Raw genomic sequence first — 16,090 nt, 5'->3', positions numbered from 1 at the left:
CAATCAGGAGGATCCTGCGCGCCCGATCCACAAGTCAATCGTCAAATCGACCAGTTTCGCCGCCGGATCGTGGCAATTTCATGATGCTTATGGGAATGACGTGCGCTGGTCGAGAATCATCGCGATGCGATCTCACCGACGGTCTGGATGAACGAGAATCCAGTCGGAGAATGGTAATCAGCTCGTGCTCATGGGAATGCTCGATTCCGGTGTGACGCACCCCGCACGTGCGTGGACTTTTCCACCATCAGCCGCGCAGCTCGGGTCCCCCGCCCAGCTGTCTACCGAGGAGCGTCCCCCGCGAGGATGCCGGCCGCCTCGTCCTGGAGCCGTCGGGTGAGCGCCGCGTCGTCGTCGCCCCCGTCCGCCAGCGCCGCCGCGTCCCGCGCCTCGCCGAGCCGCACCCGCACCTCGACGTCGTCGAAGCCGGGCAGCGCGACCTGAAGGAGCGGCGCCAGCGTGGTGATCCCCCGGCGCTCGGCCCACCGCGTGACAGCGAGCCGCTTCGCCCGCGGCGAGTGCACCCCCGAGACGGCCGCCACCGCGGCGCGCCCCCCCGCCGCCGCCGCCGCGCGCAGGAGCGCCCCCGCGCTCGGGTGCCACGCCCCGAGCAGCGGCTCGCCCGCGCCCGCGAACGCCGGATCCGCCTCGATGCGCCCCGCGGGGAAGTGGAGGAGCGCGCCGCCGCCCCGCAGGTGCCGCAGCGCGCGGCGCACGCCGGCGGTCCGCGCCGCGAGCTCGCGCCCGCCGCCGCCCCCGTCGATCGGCACGAACAGCAGCCGCCGGCTCACCTCGGGCAGCGCGCGCAGGAACCGCCGCTCGGCCGCGACGATCATGAGGTCGCCCCGGCCGATGGCCGCCATCAGCGCGAGGGCGTCGTGGGCGCCGGGGTGGTTCGACACGACGAGCAGCGCCCCGCGCGCCGGGGGCGCGGCGTCGGCCGTCCAGCGCACGCCGAGCCCGGCGAGCGTCTCGCGCGCCGCCACGTGGATCCCCGCCTCGCCCGTGCGCCGATCGAAGCGCGCGAGCGCGCGCCCGAGCGGCATCGAGGGGATCGCGAACGCCGCGCGGCCGGCGCGCCGCACCCAGGCCGGCGCCCCGCCGAGGCCGAGCGCGGCGACCATCTCCTCGCCGGACAGGTTCGCGAGCTCTCTCTCCAGCGGCCCCGACATGCCCGCCGTGTCTACCCGCCTCGGGCCCGCCACGCCAGCGCCGGCCGCGTGTGGGGTTTGCATCGGGCCACGCCGGCTCTGTATGAAGAGAGAATGAAACCCATCCGCCCTGCCGCTGACGACCCCACCCGCCGCGGCGCCGACGCTGCGCGTCCGCGGCGGACCCTCGCGGACCTCCCAGGGCCCAGGGGGTTGCCGCTCCTCGGCAACCTGCACGAGCTCCATCCCGACCGCTGGCACCTCGAGTTCGAGCGGTGGTGGCGAACCTTCGGGGACATGTTCGTCGTGCGGATGGGCCGCCAGCCGATCCTCGTCGTGGCCGAGGGCGAGATCGTGCGCGACGTGCTCCAGCGCCGCCCCGCCGTGTTCCGGCGGATGCGCACCATCGAGGACGTGTCGCGCGAGGCGGACATGGTCGGGCTGTTCTCGGCGGACGGCGAGGCGTGGCGCAAGCAGCGGCAGCTCATCAACCCGACGTTCCACGCGCGGCACGTCGAGGGCTTCTTCCCGAGCATCCGCGAGATCACGGGGAGGCTGCGCGAGCTGTGGTCGCGCGCGGCCGACGAGGGCGCGGCGCGCGACGTCCTCGGCGATCTCATGCGCTACTCGGTCGACGTCACCTCGTCCGTGGCCTTCGGGCGCGACCTCAACACGCTCGGCGGCGGGCCGGACGCGCTCCAGGAGCACCTCCAGCGCGTCTTCCTCGGCCTGAACCGGCGGATGCTCTCGCCGCTGCCGTACTGGCGGTACCTGGGGCTGCCCGCCGACCGCGCCTACGATCGCGCCCTCGTCGCAGTGAAGCGGCTCATCCTCGAGCTCGTGGCCGCGGCGCGGCGCGAGCTCGAGGGCGGCGCAGACCGGCCCGCCCGCCCGCGGACGCTGCTGGAGCTCATGATCGTGGCGCGCGACGGCGAGAACCCGAAGGCGCACCTCTCGGACGCCGAGGTCTACGCGAACGTCCTCACGATGCTGCTCGCCGGCGAGGACACGACGGCGAACACCCTCGCGTGGATCCTTTACTACCTCGGCTCGCGCCCCGACGTGCAGGCGCGCGCCCGCGAGGAGGTGGACCGCGTGCTCGGCGGCGCCTTGATACCGACCCTCGAGCAGTGCAAGCGCCTCGAGTACACGGCCGCCGTGACCCACGAGACGCTGCGCCTGCGCTCCGCGGCGCCGCTGCTCTACCTCGAGGCGAACCACGACACGGCGGTCGGCGACGTGGCGGTGCCCGCCGGCGCCGGCGTCGTGGCGCTCACGCGCGCGACCGGACGGAAGCCCGAGTATTTCGGCGATCCGGAGTCGTTTCGCCCGGAGCGCTGGCTCGCCGGTGCGACGGCGACGCTGCCCCATGAGCCGCGGATGGCGCTCGCCTTCGGCAGCGGGCCGCGCATCTGCCCGGGCCGCTCGATGGCGCTCCTCGAGTGCGCCGTGACGGTGGGCACGGTGCTCCGGAGCTTCGCCGTGCACCTCGCGGACCACACGGCGCCGGTGCGGGAGCGGATGGCGTTCGCGATGCAGCCGGAGGGGCTCCGCGTGCGGTTCACGAGGCGCGCGTGCGCGTGAGGGGTCCGGCTCGCTCGCTCGCGGCTCAGCCCAGGGGCGAGCGGTTGACCAGGGGGAACGGCTCTATCTCGGCGTCGTCGGGGTTCATCGAATCCCTGCTGTACCCCATCTCCTGCTCGGCCGTCGTGATGATGAAGGGACCCCCGATCTCCTCGGGATCCACCTCATCTTCGTAGTCCTCCGTGGTGTCGCCCTTGCCCGATGTCGCCGAGGCGAGATACTGCTCGGCGATCTGCTCGGCGAACTCGTCCACCACCTCGGTTGGGCCGTTACCGGGGTCGGGGATGAACGCGTCGCGGTCATCCGCGCGCGCCGCGCTCTTGCGCGCTGCCTCCACGAAATCCTGTCCGTGGCTCCTGGTCGTGGCCCGTTGAGAGCCGTCTTGCTTCGTCCGCATGAATGATCTCCTCGCTCGGCGGCGCGCTCCCACGCGCTTTCAGCAGCGCCGCCCGTCCGGTGTTCCGAGACAGGGAGATGCACCGCGTGTACCAGGACTGGATCGACGCCCTGAACAGCCCTTTGGCGGGGGGGATCCCATCGATGTTCGCGGGCGGTGGCGCCGGCGCTGTACCAGACTGCGTCGGATGTAGCGGCATGCCACAGGCGGCGAGACGCGCCGGTGACACGGCGGCCTGGTACCGATGTGTGGGGCGACGCCGCGGCGGCCCTTCGTCCAGCCGTTCTTCCGGCGCCGTGCGCCGATGTCGCCGGGCGGCGCTCGGACGGAGCGCCTCGACGGACGCTCCGGCGGGATCGTTGAGGGAAAAGAGGGACGACCCGCGGCGCGGGCGTGAGGGGCGCAGGGCAGGAGCGATGTCCCTGCGCCAAGCCGCATCGCGTTACCAGCCGAGCTCTTCGCTGATCGCCTCGGCGAGCTGGTCGGCCATCAGCTCGTTCGTCCTGGCGCTCGGGTGCCAGTCGCAGCCGTACCCGTTCGCCTCGCTGTGCGCGGGGAACTCGAGCAAGCGCACCCGATCGTCGCCGTCGGCGTTCCGGTCCTCCACCACCTGGCCGATGTAGGCGCGCGCCCTGGTGAGCGCCTGGGCGCCCTCCGGGTACCCGTCGCTGAGCATGGGCCCGATGGTGCAGAAGATGAACGCCTCCGGGTATTTCTCCCTGACCGTCTCGACGAGGTCCGCATAGCCGCTCGTGAACGGCTCGCGGAACTGCGCGTCGCCCGGCACGTTGATGCTGAAGTCGTTCGTTCCCAGGTTGATCACCACGACCTGCGGCACCCAGGACGAGAAGTCCCACGCGGGCTGCGCCTCGTCGGCGATCGTCCGGCCGTAGATCTCCGGCATGGTGTCGGCCACCTCGTCATCGTAGTTCCGGATCACGCCCCTTCCGGACCATGCGATGATGTTTGTGTCGGCCCCGAGCTTGCGGCCCGTCAGCGCGCTGTAGGCGAGGTAGTTGTTCTCCGTCTCGCTCGTGAACGGGCAGTTCTGATCCGGACCGTCGATGCCGTAGCCGGCGGAGATCGAGTCGCCGATCACCTCGATCCGGCGCTCGGGCGCCGGCGGGACGGGCAGGAGCGCCTCGCCCTGCTCCGGGACGAACTCGAGGAACTGGGTGACGCCGACGAGCGGCTCGGTCCGGCGGTGGAGCAGGAGGTCGTGCTCGCCGTCGGGCAGCCCTTCCACGACGGTGTAGAGCTCCTCCTGGTTGTTGACCTCGAGGACGCCCTTGGACTCGCCGTCGACAACCACCTGGAAGTAATTGGACCGATCCGAGGTCGACGCGTCGTTGAAGCGGACGCTGATCGACGTCCCGGAGAACCGGGTGACGATCGCGCTGCCAGCCCACGAGAAGCGGGGGCCCTCGGGCTGCGTCGTGTCGAAGCGCCCGATGAAGCGGACGCTGTCGCCGGACGGGCTGCCCCCGCCGGTGCCGGTCGCGCTCGAGGTCGTCGCGCCTGCGCCGCCCTGGCCCGCGCCGCCTTCGCCCCCGCCGCCTTCGCCTGCGCTCCCGGTGCTCGAGGCGCTGGTCGAGGTCGATGAGCCGCCGCCGGCGCTCGTCGCCCCGCCCGGATCGTCGTCCCCGCAGCCGGGCAAGAGCGCCGACCAGGCGATGCAGAGCGCGGAAGCGAGCCTCGGGAAGGTGAAATAAGCCTCTGTTTTCATGCGCGCGAGGATGCTGCAGGTCCCTGGCGCAGACAACAGCAATCTTCTCCTCGGAATCCGAGGAACCGGCGAAGACGCCGCGGCGCGGGCGTGAACGGCCGGGCACGCTGCCAAAGCGTCTTCGCGCGATTGTCGCTCTCCGTCCCGGAGGGAGCCGGCGCGTGGCTGGACGATGGGTGTGTGATGGAGGGGCGCGCGGGGTGGGCGGCGGACGCCGCCCGCGCGATCGGGAAGGGGGCTGCGAGCTCGCGGCGGGCTCGATCGTCGTCGAGCGGTCGTCGTCGAGCGGTCGTCGCCGAGCGGTTCAGTTCCAGGTGCGGTTCTGGTTCTGGTGCTCGGATCGACCGTTGTCGTCTTCCTGGGAGCGGTCGCCGCCCTGCGAGGCGCGCACGTCGTCGCGCTCGTGGATCCGCGTCGAATAGCCCTGCGGCACCTCGTCGCCCATGAAGCGGCCGAACCCGGGCCGGCGCTCGGGGCGGTTGTACAGGTCGCCGCGCCCGGTGCGGTCCTGGCCGTGGCCTTCGCGCTCCTCGTCGCGGCCCTGGTATCCGCGCTCGTCGCGATCGTGGCGGCCGCTGAACCGGCCCCGCTCGTCGCCCCAGCCGAAGTGGCCGGGGTTCTGGTGCTCGTCGCCGCCGCGATAACCGCGACCCTGGCCCTCGCCGCGCCCGTAGCCGCGACCCTGGTCCTCGTGGCCGCGACCCTGATATTCGTCCTGCCGGCCGTAGCCGCGACCCTGATACTCGTCCTGTCGGCCGTGGCCGCGACCCTGATACTCGTCCTGTCGGCCGTGGCCGCGACCCTGATACTCGTCCTGCCGGCCGTAGCCGCGACCCTGATACTCGTCCTGCCGGCCGTAGCTGCGGTGCTGTCCCTCGTGGCCGCGGCCCTGATACTCGTCCTCGCGCCCGTAACCGCGGTACTGGTTCTCGCGATCCTGGTAGTCCTCGCGACCCTGGAAGCCGCGGTGCTGTCCCTCGCCGCGGCCGTGGCCGCGGTGCTGTCCCTCGTGGCCGCGGCCCTGGTACTCGTCCTCGCGCCCGTAACCGCGATACTGGTTCTCGCGATCCCGGTAGTCCTCGCGCCCCTGGAAGCCGCGGTGCTGTCCCTCGCCGCGGCCGTGGCCGCGGTGCTGTCCCTCGTGGCCGCGGCCTTGGTACTCGTCCTCGCGCCCGTAACCGCGGTACTGGTTCTCGCGATCCCGGTAGTCCTCGCGGCCGTGGAAGCCGCGGTGCTGTCCCTCGTCCTCGCGGCCGTTGTCATCGCGCCCGTAGGCGCCGCGGCCCTCGTCCCGGCCCGCGAATCCGCGGTTCACGTCGCGCCCGTAAGAGCCGCGGTGCTCATCGCGCCCTCGCTGCGCCGAGCCGAACCCGCCGCGCTCGTCTTCGGCGCCGCGCCCGGCAAAGCGATTGCCCCGCCCGCCGCTCTGCTCCCATGAGGGGCTGTCCTGCCCGTACCCGCGGCGCTCCTCATGCTCGCGCGGGCCGCGCCCGCCGTATCCCCGGTAGTCCTGCCCGCCCGCGCCATGGCCGCGGTGGTCTTGCCCGTGCTGCCCGCCCGGCTGCCACGGCCCCCTGCCTCCGCCGCCACCCTGCTGCCCGTACTGCGGCTGCCCGTACTGGGGCTCCTGGCCGTGCTCGCCTTGCCGGCTGCCGCCGCTCTGGTTCGCGTAGTTGCCTCGGCTGTAGGAGCCTCGTTCGAACGCGTCGCCCCCCTCGTGGCCGCGGAAGTCGCGCTGATCGTGGTTTCCCTGAAAGCGCCCCTGCCCTTCCCGGTGACGCCAGTCGTCGCGCGCCCCCTCGTCACGGAGGCCTCGGTTCTCGTAGCGATCTCTTGCCATAGCGCTCTCCCTCCGGGTGCTCGTGAACAACCCTCGACGGCTCACACAGGCGGCACACCTCCGTGAGCGGTGGGCCTACTTGCCCAGCAACCGACGTGCCCGGAACCGGAGCCGAAACGGAGCGGAAACGCAGCGCCGACCTCCCCGGGCCGCGACCGCCGCAGCGCTCCCTCGAGCGCCGTGTCGGGCCAACACGCCACACGCTGGGGCAAGCTGTCACGCAGGCGCAGCCTCTCCCGTTCAGGACGAGCTTGCCACGCCGGCGTCACAGCCGAGCCCGGATGGGATGCGTCAGGCGGTCTCGGTGCAGGGGACGAAGGGGAGGAGAGGACGCGCGGCGCCGGGGGCAGCCGCGCTCGACCGGTTGTTCAGTACCGCGTCTCGCAGGGGTGTTGATCGGCGAACGCCTTCGTGGCGTTCTTCGCGGACGACCAGGGGAAGTTCATGTCGGTGATCGACCAGGAGAGCGCGCCCGCATACTTCAGATCGTAGAGGTCGGCCACGAACTTGTCGTAGCTGACGTTCATCCCGTCCATGTTGCTCGGGAACTCGCCCATCACGACGGGCTTGTCGGTGAGGTTGTACTCGGAGAGCGGCTTGTTGTACGGGTACCAATCGTTGACCCACCCGTACATGTGGACCTGGTAGAAGTCGACGTCCGCGTGGGTCCACGCCTGACCCCACTTGATCGCGGCGCTGCCGACGCTCACGGGCGCGCCCGTCGCTTCCCTCAGCACGGCGGCCGACTCCTTGGCGAGCGCCTCCATCTGCTGGTGCGTGACGAGATCGAACTTGCTGGCGTCGCCCTCGAAGGCCGGGTCGCCGCCATAGAGGCTCGGCCCCGTCATCGCCCACTCGGGCTCGTTGATGACGTCCCAGGCCAGCATGCGGTGCCGGTGCGGGCTCGACGCGACCGTCTGCGCGATCGGCCGGACGACGTTCTCGATGAGCCGGGCGCGACGGCTCGCGTCCGCGACGATGGGCCCCATGCTCCAGACCGAAAGTCCGTTCGGCGGGTTGTGCGTCGTCTTGTAGAAGCCGTCGAAGGAGAACAGCGTGAACATCACGTTCACCTCCGCCTGCTCCGCGAGCTCGAGCGCGGCGAGGATGTCCTGCACCGAGGTGCCCCCGAGGCCTGTCGGATTTCCCTGCCCGTCGAAGGTGATCTGGTCCCCGTAGAAGCGCGGGTAGATCCACCAGCGGACGACGTCCACGCCGTGGGCGCGCATGTCCTGCAGGTCGGCGAGCACCTGGCTCTTCTTCCCCGAGATGCCCGCCTGGCTCCACCGGGTCTGGCCGCCGAAGTCCGCGCCGAAGTCGCGCCAGGCGTAGTTCACGCCGTACATGAAGCGACGGCGGCAGTCGATCTCGACCCCGCCCTCGAACGGGCAGGTGTCCTCCACGCCGGCGCAGGCGCCCACCTCTCCGCCGCTTGCGCTGGAGCTCGTCGCGGTGGGCCCGCCGCCGCCCGTGCCCGCGGGGCCGCCGCTGCCCGTCGTCCCGCCGCCGCCGCTGCCCGCGGGCCCGCCCGTGCCGGTGCCCGTGGGCCCGCTGCCCGAGGGACCGCCGCTGCTCGCGGTGCCGCTGCCTCCCGTGTCACCGCCCGCGCCGTCCAGGCCGTCCAGGTCGACGTCGTCCAGATTGCTGACACAGCCGGATCCAGCCGCGGAGAGCTGGAGCACCCCAACAAGAAAAAGCCAATTGCGCATGCGGCCATTATCGCCAGAAGCGCGGGGTCAGCCAACCGGAATTCTTAATCGGTTCAGTGATTCGCTGCGCAACGTTCTGCTGCTGGTACAAGATCCCGATCCCAGCGGTCATGAAGGGATCATCGGTTCTCCTCACAGGGCACGACGGGTATCGCGCCTTACCGGGAAGGCACCTTACCGGGAGGGCCCGCGCGGCCTCGGGTGAATGCCCATGTACGCCGCCGCACTCTTCGCCGCGGGGTCGTCGGGATAGCGCTCGATGAGGTCTTCCGCGAGGCTGCGGGCCTCGCCGATCCGGTCGAGGCGCACGAGCGCCCGCACGCGGAGCTGCCCGCGCTCGGCGGCGCGCGGGCTGTCCCCGAACTCGCGCGTCGCGGCGTCGTCGAGGCGGAGCACCTCCTCGGGGTCGCTGGTCAGCGCGGCGCGCATGCGCTCGATGAAGCGCGCTTCCGGGTCGCTGTCCGGCGGCGCCTCCGAGGCGCGCGGCGCGGCGGTCGCGGCGGGGGTCGGGGCCGGGGGCTCGGCGGGGGGAGGACCGCGCCGCTGCGGCGTGTCGTCGTCGGTGGGCTCAGCGCTCGCCGGCCGCGCCTTCGGGACGGGGGGCTCGTCGCGGCCCATGGCGAGGAAGGCCGCCCCGGCGAGCGCGGCGAGGATCAGGACGATCTGCAGCGCGCGGCCAAGGCCAGAGGGGCGAGGGGCGTCCACGGCGGCCATGCTAACGCGGCGGGGCGGCGGGCGGTAGCTCGGGACCGCGCGGGCGGCAGGGGGCGCGAGGTGGTCAGGAAGGTGCGGGATCGAGGAGGAGAGGAGCAGGGAGCGGGGAGCAGGGGAAGGGGAGCGTGACCCACGCGAGGCGAGCAGTGGCGATTCCGGACGATCGATGTGCGGAGCGCCGGATGAAGCGATACCGGGAGGAGAGGTCGCGGCCGAACCGCGCTCCGTTCCTGAGCGTGAGTCTCCGGTCAGACGGCGGCCGGTCTGAGAGGCCTGGCGGTACGGTTGCGCTCAGGCTTCTCGCAAGAAGGGATTTGCAGGAGCTCACTGCGGTCCAGGGAGCGCCCCGTTCAGGCCGCCGCCGGATCTGCGAGCCACGCAGCGAGGGCGTCCGCGGACAGCTCCATCCGGACGTCGTCGAGGCGATCCGGCCCGAGCCGGTCGAGCCGTTCGGTCAGCACGGAGCGCTCGGTCTCGGCGAGCGGCCGGCCGAGCTTCTTCTCGAACTGCCTCGCCAGTGTCCGGATCTGCCCCTCCTTGAGGCCCTCCTGGCGGCCCTCCTTGAGGCCCTCCTTGAGGCCCTCCTTGAGGCCCTCCTGGAGCGCTTCCTTTCGCGCCTCGTCGCGGAGCGACTGCTTGAGCTGCTCGAACCACTGCTGAACTTCCGTCACGATCTCCTCCTCTTCGGCGTCGTTGGCCGCGCGAGCCGAGGGCTCGGCCGGGGTCTCGAAGCGCAAGCGTACCAGCCAGGGCAGGGCGATGCTCCTCTCCCAGGCGTCCTCGGGCAAGGCGGCGAGGTCGCGGATGGCGTCGCGGAGCACGGCGCGGGCGCCGAGCAGGCGCAGCAGCAGCGTCTCGCGGGTGCGCGGCAGCTCGGAGATGACGACGAGGTCGACGCGCCAGCCGGGGGCGGTGCGGTACAGGCCGGGGCGCGCGGGGTCCGGCTGGAAGCCGAAGGCGTCGAGCACGGTGGTGGGGCGGCCGCTGCTGAGGAGGCACAGCCGCGGGAAGGGCACCTCGCCGCCGGCGCGGCGCTCGAGCTCGTGATGCCAGTGGAGCTGCTTGCGGACGCAGCCGCGGAGCTCGCCGGGACCCGGGGTGTCGTGGAACGGCTCGAACTGGCACGGCTCGGCCGCGAGCTCGCCGAGCAGGCCGAGCTCGGCGCGCAAGGCGGCGCGGGCGGGATCGGGCACGTACCAGACATCGATGGTCTGGGAAGCGGCGATGACCTCGACCTCGGTGTCGGCGGCGCCAACGCGGGTGAGGGTATCGCGCAGGACGTTCTTGCCGAAGGCGTCGAATCTGCTGCGCATCGGGGTGGCGGGAGGATGAGAGGCCGCGAGGGGGTCAGCAAGGCAAATGTGGCGTGGTATTTGCGATTAGATTGAGATGACCGCGAGTGCTTCCAGGTAAGCGAAGGAGCAGGAGCCGCGTATTACGTGGGCTGCATCGATGTCGTGCTGGTATCGCGCTGAAGGTCCACGCTTCGCGAGGATCTTGCGGGCTTCGTCGCCCTCGGCGTCGGGGCCGCCCTTTTCCTTGGACTTGCCGAGGCTCTCCCAGCGCTCGAAAGGTGCTGACGGAGACGAGGGCGGGGCGCCTTCGGTCTGGGTGAGGTTGCAAATCAGGAACGCGTGCGCCTGCGGGGCGTGGCGCTCGAGGAGCGCGGACGCGATGGGAGGTCGCCTGTTCTCCCAGGCGTCGAGCTCGTTATCAAGCTGGCGTCGGTCGCGGCGGCGGTGGCGACCAATCCGAGCCGGGTGCGGTTGACGCGCTGGAGCAGGCGCCATCCCTCGGCGAGATCGTCGTCGGAGACGCTGTGCGCGACGAGCTCCGCGACGACCTTTGTTCCTGCGTAGCCCGATGAGCAACAGGGGCACGCGTTCCGCCCTCTGACCGAGGGCGAGCTTGGCCATGATCCACCGCCCAGCGTACGGCGATCGAGGCCGACGTCGGCCATCGACGCGTCGAGTGCGTCCGCCAGGAGAGCGACCTGCGCGGCGCGAGACGTCCCGCTCGCGCCCCCGGGACCGTGATGCCTACCCCCGCAGCACCGCCACCCGCCTTCCCGCCGCTCTCCTCGCCTCCTCGATCCGCGTCCGCTCCTCGATCGCCCCAGCGGCGCTCCTGCAATCGACGATCGCCAGCGCCCCTCGTCGAGCCCGAGCGGCGCCAGCACCGTTTCAGCGGAACGCGCCGAGGCGGAACGACGTGCACGGCTCGCCGTCGCGCGCCGCGAAGGCCCCGAGCTGCTTCTCCGGCGGGTACATGTACCCGAACAGCGTGCACATCTCGTTGTCTCCGAGGCCGAACGTGAGATCGTGCCCCGACGTGTTCCGGAACCGGCACCCATACCGGATGGAATCGCCCTCATCGAGCGCGATCGCCTGCCGGTAGACCTCGATATCGCCCTCCAGATCGAACGCGCCGCCCGCGTAAATGCGCGTCTCGCCGCCGTCCTCGCGGACGATGTCCACGTCGAAGGCCTCGGCGTAACGGTGCGTGTGGGGCATGAGCGACACGATGTTCCCGCCGAACGTCGAGCACGTCGTGCCGACGGTCCGGGTGGCGCGCGGCGGGACGAGGAAGTCGTTCACGTTCATGGCGAACGGCACGAGCTCCTCCGTGCGCTCGGAGAGGGGCATTGTGAAGAAGTCGTAGGCGAGCTCGACGACCGCGGGCTCGGCCGACGTGTTGAGAAGGTGGACGCTCGTCGCGATCTCGCGGGACGTATCGAGGGTGAAGCCCATCCCCGGCGGAAAGGAGAGCGTTTCCGTGCCGACCACCTGGGTGGAGCTCGCGAAGAGGACGTCCGGGATGACAGCGGGGAGCGCGCCGAAGGGATCGTCGGCGCCCGGATGGCAGCCCGGGTAGGGGTTCGGCCCGAACGCCGGATTGACCGGCTTGGCGATCACATTGCTGTGGTGCAGCCCGGCCGTCGTGTAGACGCGCGCCGCGTGGACGGTCGTGTTCACGAGGGCAGGGAAGGGCCAGGAGACGCAGAAGGTCGTCTCCTCGCCGGGCGCCAGGGTCCGCGGCGGCGCGATGATACGGAAGCCGCTGCGCGGCGGCTCCGGCAGCGCGAGCCGCGTGAGCGGCGCGAAGGCGACGACGTTGTCCTGGTCGACGCGCTCGTCAGGCTCGTAGCGGGCAGCGGGGTCGACGCACCGCCCGCGAAAGGGCTCCTCGCCGGGAGGGCACGTGACGGGCGGAGAGGATTCGAGTCCGGCGCAGGCGGAGAGGAACAGGGTCGAGAGGAGACACATCGAACGTGCGCTGTCCCCGGGGACGGAGCGAATCTTGGTGAGTTGCATCACAGACCATCTGCGACCGGCGGCGTCTCACCGGAACCCTCTGCGGTCGATCTCCCGTGCTGCGCCCGAGGCCTCACGCGGTCAGGGCGGAGCCCGCAATCCATCGCTGCGTGCTCGACATACCCAGGGGCGAACGCGCGCTGTCGTATCGGGCGTGCGCTGTCGTGTCGGGCGTGCGCTGTCGTGTCGGGCGCTCGGCGGCCCTCGGGGGCGCGGTCGCTGTCGGCCGCGCGGCGGCTGTCGGCCGCGCGGCGGCTGTCGTGTCGGGCGCGCGCTGGTGCTGTCCAGGCGTGAGCGGACGTCGTACCTGCGCCGGGTGAGGGCGTCGCTCCGACGCGCGCGTGACGTGACGCGACGCCGCGCGATGCGATGCGGCGAGCCCCTTGCCCGGACGCCGCCCCTGCGGTCCTGGCGCGCGGGGTTGCCCACGTGGACCCCCTGTTTGCCCGGGTCGACGCTGTGCGCAACAAGGGCGTGACGTGGGCGAGGCGGATCGTCTAGCATCCGCGGGAGGGGCAGCGTGCCCCAGGGAGGGGCAGCGTGCCCCACGTACCCCTGCATCGCCCGACGACCACGCAGCGTGGTCCCAGCTCGTGGAGAGGTAGCATTGAGCGAGCAAGCAACCGAGCCGGCCCTTCCCGTCACCGCTTTCGAGAGGCGCTTCAAGCACCCGCCGGGGCTCGTGATCCTCTTCTTCGCGGAGATGTGGGAGCGCTTTTCCTATTACGGGATGCGCGGCCTCCTCAAGCTGTATATGGCGAACTATCTGTTCGTCGCGGCGAGAGAGGCTTATCAGGGGTGCCGCCAGCACGCGCAGCCGTGCGACCTCATCCCTGGCAATCCGGACTCGGTGCTCGGCTGGGAGTTCATCCGGTGCTTTCTTCCGAGCGCGCCGGCCGAGCAGGCGTCCGTGCTCTACGGGCTGTACACGGGCCTCGTTTACCTCACCCCGTTCTTCGGCGGCATCCTCGCCGACCGGGTGTGGGGCCAGCGCAAGACGGTGGTGGTCGGCGGCGCCCTGATGGCCATCGGACACTTCGTCATGGCCTTCGAGAACTCGTTCTTCCTCGCGCTGCTCCTGCTCATCCTCGGCAACGGCGCGTTCAAGCCCAACATCTCGACCCAGGTCGGCAGCCTGTACCCGAAGGGTGATCCGCGCCGCGACGGCGCCTTCACCATCTTCTACATGGGCATCAACCTCGGCGCCTTCATCTGCAACTTCGTGTGCGGCACGCTGGCCGCCATCTACGGCTGGCATTACGGCTTCGCCGCCGCCGGGGTCGGGATGTGCCTTGGGCTCGTCGTCTACCTGATGGGGCAGAAGTACCTCGCCAAGGACAACCTGACCAAGGCGTCGGAGGGGGTGGGCGAGCAGAAGCAGCCGCTCACCAGCGACGAGTGGAAGCGCGTCGGCGCGCTCGTTGCGCTCTGCGCCCTCAACGTCGTCTTCTGGGCGGTCTACGAGCAGCAGGGCAACACGATGCAGACCTGGGCCGACGAGAAGACGGTGTGGCCCAGCGTGCTCGGCTTCCAGATCCCCTCGACGTGGTTCCAGTCGGCGAACCCGCTCTTCATCATCCTGTTCGCTCCGCTCCTCGACATCTTCTGGCGCTGGCAGGCGAGGCGCGGCACGGAGCCGACGAGCGTCTCGAAGATGGCGATCGGCTGCACCATCCTCGGCCTGTCGTTCATCGTGATGATCCTCGGCGCGCAGACCGTCGGCGACGGCAAGGGCAGCCTGTTCTGGCCGATCTTCTGCACGCTGCTCCTGACGATCGGCGAGCTTTACCTGTCGCCCATCGGCCTGTCGCTCGTGACGAAGGTCTCGCCCGTGCGGATCGTGTCGATGATGATGGGGATGTGGTTCGTCTCGAGCTTCTTCGGAAACACCCTGAGCGGCTACATCGGCATCTTCTACACGCGCTGGCCGAAGGAGATGTTCTTCCTGCTGCTCACCGTGCTCGGCGTCGCCGCCGGCGCCGCGATGTTCGCGTTCAACAAGCCGCTCCGCCGCGTGATCGGCCACCACTGACACCGCCCTCGACGCGCCCTCGTCGGAGGGCGCGCGCCGCCCCTTCCCGCCGCGCAGCCCGTCAGCGCCCGCCCCGCTCCTCAGCGCCGGCTCCGCCCTTACCCGCCGCTCCTCAGCGCCCGCTCCGCCCTTACCCGCCGCCCATCCGCGCCGGCTCCGCCCTTACCCGCCGCTCCTCAGCGCCGGCTCCGCCCTTACCCGCCGCGCTGCCCTCCGCGGCGCGTATCCGCCCTTCCCAGGACGCGCGGCCGCGTCAGGGCGACCTCGCTCCGCCGGGGTCGACGATCCGCTCGTCGAGGGTCGCGAGGCGCCCTTCGGGCAGCGTGCTCCCGATGGCGGTCACGGCGCGGCGGACGCTCTCCAGCGTGCTGCACGAGGCGATATCGACGAAGAGTCGCCCCGACTCGGGCCAGGAGTGCAGGGCGACGTGCGATTCGCCGACGACGGCGCACGCGGTGATGCCCTGTGGCGAGAACGGAACGACCACCATCTCGAGCAGGGTGAACGAGCCGGCGGCGACGGCTGCCTCCAGCGCCCCGCGGAGCGCGGCCGGGCTGTTGAGGAAGTCGAAGGGACAGCCCTCGAACAGGGCAAGCGCGATGAAGAGCTGCATCGGTGAGCGAGCGCGCGGCGGTCCGCGCCGGCTGCGTAGGGTAGCCGAGCCTGGGCGCTGCGGAACCCGAATCGGGCCGTTCCACGAAGAGGGTAGGCCCGAGGAGGCCGTGTTCGTCGCGCGGCGCCCGGAGTCTGGGCCCTCCTCGGGCCGGGCAGCTCGGCACGCCCTCTCTCTCCGTCGCCGCGCTCAGCGCCGCCGCGCTCAGCGCCGCCGCGCTCAGCGCCGCCGCGCGACGTGGATGACCTTCCGCACCCGCTGTCCACCCATGTCGAACCGCCCCTCGAGCCCCGCGAACACGAAGCTGTTCACGCGCCTCCCCGGCACTTCCCGCGCGCGGAGCGATCCCGCGGTGTTCTCCCAGAGGAACACGTTGAGCCCCCCGCCGATCGTCGGCCCCAGCGCCACGCTCTCGGACATGCGCACGTCGATCACCGCCTGCACGCGCCCGAGCTCGACGCCGTGGGTCACCGTCTCGCCCCTCACCCCCGGCGGCGCCGCGGTCCAGAGCGCCCGGTACCCGCTGCCCAGCGAGATCACCGGATCGATCCGCTCGAACGGCGCCAGGTGGAAGCTCGCCTCCGCGCCCAGCGTCACCCCGCGCACGTCGGGCCCGCCCTGCGTCCGTCCCAGCGCCATGTACTCCTCGAAGCTCGACGTCAGCCCGAGGCCGACCCCCGGCACCGCGCGGTACACGAGCTTCAAGCCCACGCCCGCCCCGGGCCCCACCACGTCGCGCAGGCTCCGCTCGCTTCCGATGTCGCCGAACCCCTGCGCGTACCCCAGGTTGAGGCCGATCTCGAGCGCGTTGGCCGGCGCCCTCAGCGGTGCCGGCAGGAAGGTCGGCGGGACGTCGCCCCCGAAGTCCTGCGCCGAGGCGACGCCCCCGCAGAGCACGGCGACCGCACCCGCGGCGATCGCGACCCCGGTGTTTGCCTTCATTGCGGATCCTCCTCGCTGCGCGGCGCCGCGAGGACGGCGGATGCGATCCGCGCCACGCCGGGAACGCC

Annotated in this window: 13 protein-coding genes; 2 read left to right on the top strand and 11 right to left on the bottom strand. The window is 71.5% G+C overall.

Annotated features, from left to right (window positions below; all coding sequences use genetic code 11):
- Positions 1 to 281 precede the first annotated feature (281 nt).
- A complete protein-coding gene (locus WMF24_RS30415; protein ID WP_437730915.1) occupies positions 282 to 1,172 on the bottom strand; it encodes a 1-acyl-sn-glycerol-3-phosphate acyltransferase in 891 nt (296 codons plus the stop codon).
- Positions 1,173 to 1,265: 93 nt separating this feature from the next.
- Here WMF24_RS30415 and WMF24_RS30410 point away from each other — a divergent pair, with 93 nt between their 5' ends.
- Positions 1,266 to 2,735 carry a cytochrome P450 gene (locus WMF24_RS30410; RefSeq protein ID WP_437730914.1) on the top strand — a complete coding sequence of 490 codons (1,470 nt, stop codon included), beginning with the start codon at positions 1,266 to 1,268 and terminating at the stop codon, positions 2,733 to 2,735.
- A 25-nt stretch (positions 2,736 to 2,760) separates the two neighbouring features.
- On the opposite strand, the gene WMF24_RS30405 is transcribed toward WMF24_RS30410, so the two are convergent.
- From WMF24_RS30405 to WMF24_RS30370, 8 genes are all read right to left on the bottom strand, one after another.
- Positions 2,761 to 3,132, bottom strand: coding sequence for a hypothetical protein (locus WMF24_RS30405; RefSeq protein WP_437730913.1), 372 nt, complete (start codon positions 3,130 to 3,132; stop codon positions 2,761 to 2,763).
- 442 nt (positions 3,133 to 3,574) lie between these two features.
- Positions 3,575 to 4,858, bottom strand: coding sequence for an SGNH/GDSL hydrolase family protein (locus WMF24_RS30400; protein WP_437730912.1), 1,284 nt, complete (start codon positions 4,856 to 4,858; stop codon positions 3,575 to 3,577).
- 304 nt (positions 4,859 to 5,162) lie between these two features.
- Positions 5,163 to 6,698, bottom strand: coding sequence for a hypothetical protein (locus WMF24_RS30395; protein WP_437730911.1), 1,536 nt, complete (start codon positions 6,696 to 6,698; stop codon positions 5,163 to 5,165).
- A gap of 368 nt (positions 6,699 to 7,066) precedes the next feature.
- Positions 7,067 to 8,407 (bottom strand): endo-1,4-beta-glucanase, encoded by a 1,341-nt coding sequence (locus tag WMF24_RS30390; RefSeq protein ID WP_437730910.1) that lies wholly within the window; start codon positions 8,405 to 8,407, stop codon positions 7,067 to 7,069.
- Between the two features lie 174 nt (positions 8,408 to 8,581).
- Positions 8,582 to 9,112, bottom strand: a complete 531-nt coding sequence (locus WMF24_RS30385) for a tetratricopeptide repeat protein (protein WP_437730909.1) — start codon at positions 9,110 to 9,112, stop codon at positions 8,582 to 8,584.
- A gap of 359 nt (positions 9,113 to 9,471) precedes the next feature.
- Positions 9,472 to 10,434: a hypothetical protein gene (locus WMF24_RS30380; RefSeq protein ID WP_437730908.1), complete on the bottom strand. Its 963-nt coding sequence runs from the start codon at positions 10,432 to 10,434 to the stop codon at positions 9,472 to 9,474.
- Positions 10,435 to 10,500: 66 nt separating this feature from the next.
- Complete coding sequence (locus tag WMF24_RS30375; RefSeq protein WP_437730907.1) at positions 10,501 to 10,911, bottom strand: hypothetical protein; 411 nt, start codon at positions 10,909 to 10,911, stop codon at positions 10,501 to 10,503.
- Positions 10,912 to 11,304: 393 nt separating this feature from the next.
- Positions 11,305 to 12,435, bottom strand: a complete 1,131-nt coding sequence (locus WMF24_RS30370; protein ID WP_437730906.1) for a hypothetical protein — start codon at positions 12,433 to 12,435, stop codon at positions 11,305 to 11,307.
- Between the two features lie 607 nt (positions 12,436 to 13,042).
- Between WMF24_RS30370 and WMF24_RS30365 the strand changes: the two genes are divergently transcribed.
- On the top strand, positions 13,043 to 14,467 hold the full coding sequence (locus WMF24_RS30365) for a peptide MFS transporter (protein WP_437730905.1): 1,425 nt from the start codon (positions 13,043 to 13,045) through the stop codon (positions 14,465 to 14,467).
- Positions 14,468 to 14,720: 253 nt separating this feature from the next.
- Here the strand turns inward: WMF24_RS30365 and speD are convergent, their stop codons facing one another.
- Together speD and WMF24_RS30355 are read right to left on the bottom strand one after the other, a co-directional pair.
- Positions 14,721 to 15,080: an S-adenosylmethionine decarboxylase gene (gene speD, locus WMF24_RS30360; RefSeq protein WP_437730904.1), complete on the bottom strand. Its 360-nt coding sequence runs from the start codon at positions 15,078 to 15,080 to the stop codon at positions 14,721 to 14,723.
- Between the two features lie 219 nt (positions 15,081 to 15,299).
- Positions 15,300 to 16,022 carry a hypothetical protein gene (locus WMF24_RS30355; RefSeq protein WP_437730903.1) on the bottom strand — a complete coding sequence of 241 codons (723 nt, stop codon included), beginning with the start codon at positions 16,020 to 16,022 and terminating at the stop codon, positions 15,300 to 15,302.
- Between the last annotated feature and the right edge of the window lie 68 nt (positions 16,023 to 16,090).

This window comes from Sorangium sp. So ce1335, assembly GCF_051521615.1.
Classification (GTDB): domain Bacteria; phylum Myxococcota_A; class Polyangia; order Polyangiales; family Polyangiaceae; genus Sorangium.
The sequence above is the reverse complement of the archived record's forward strand: the minus strand, read 5'-3'. Positions and strand labels throughout refer to the sequence as shown.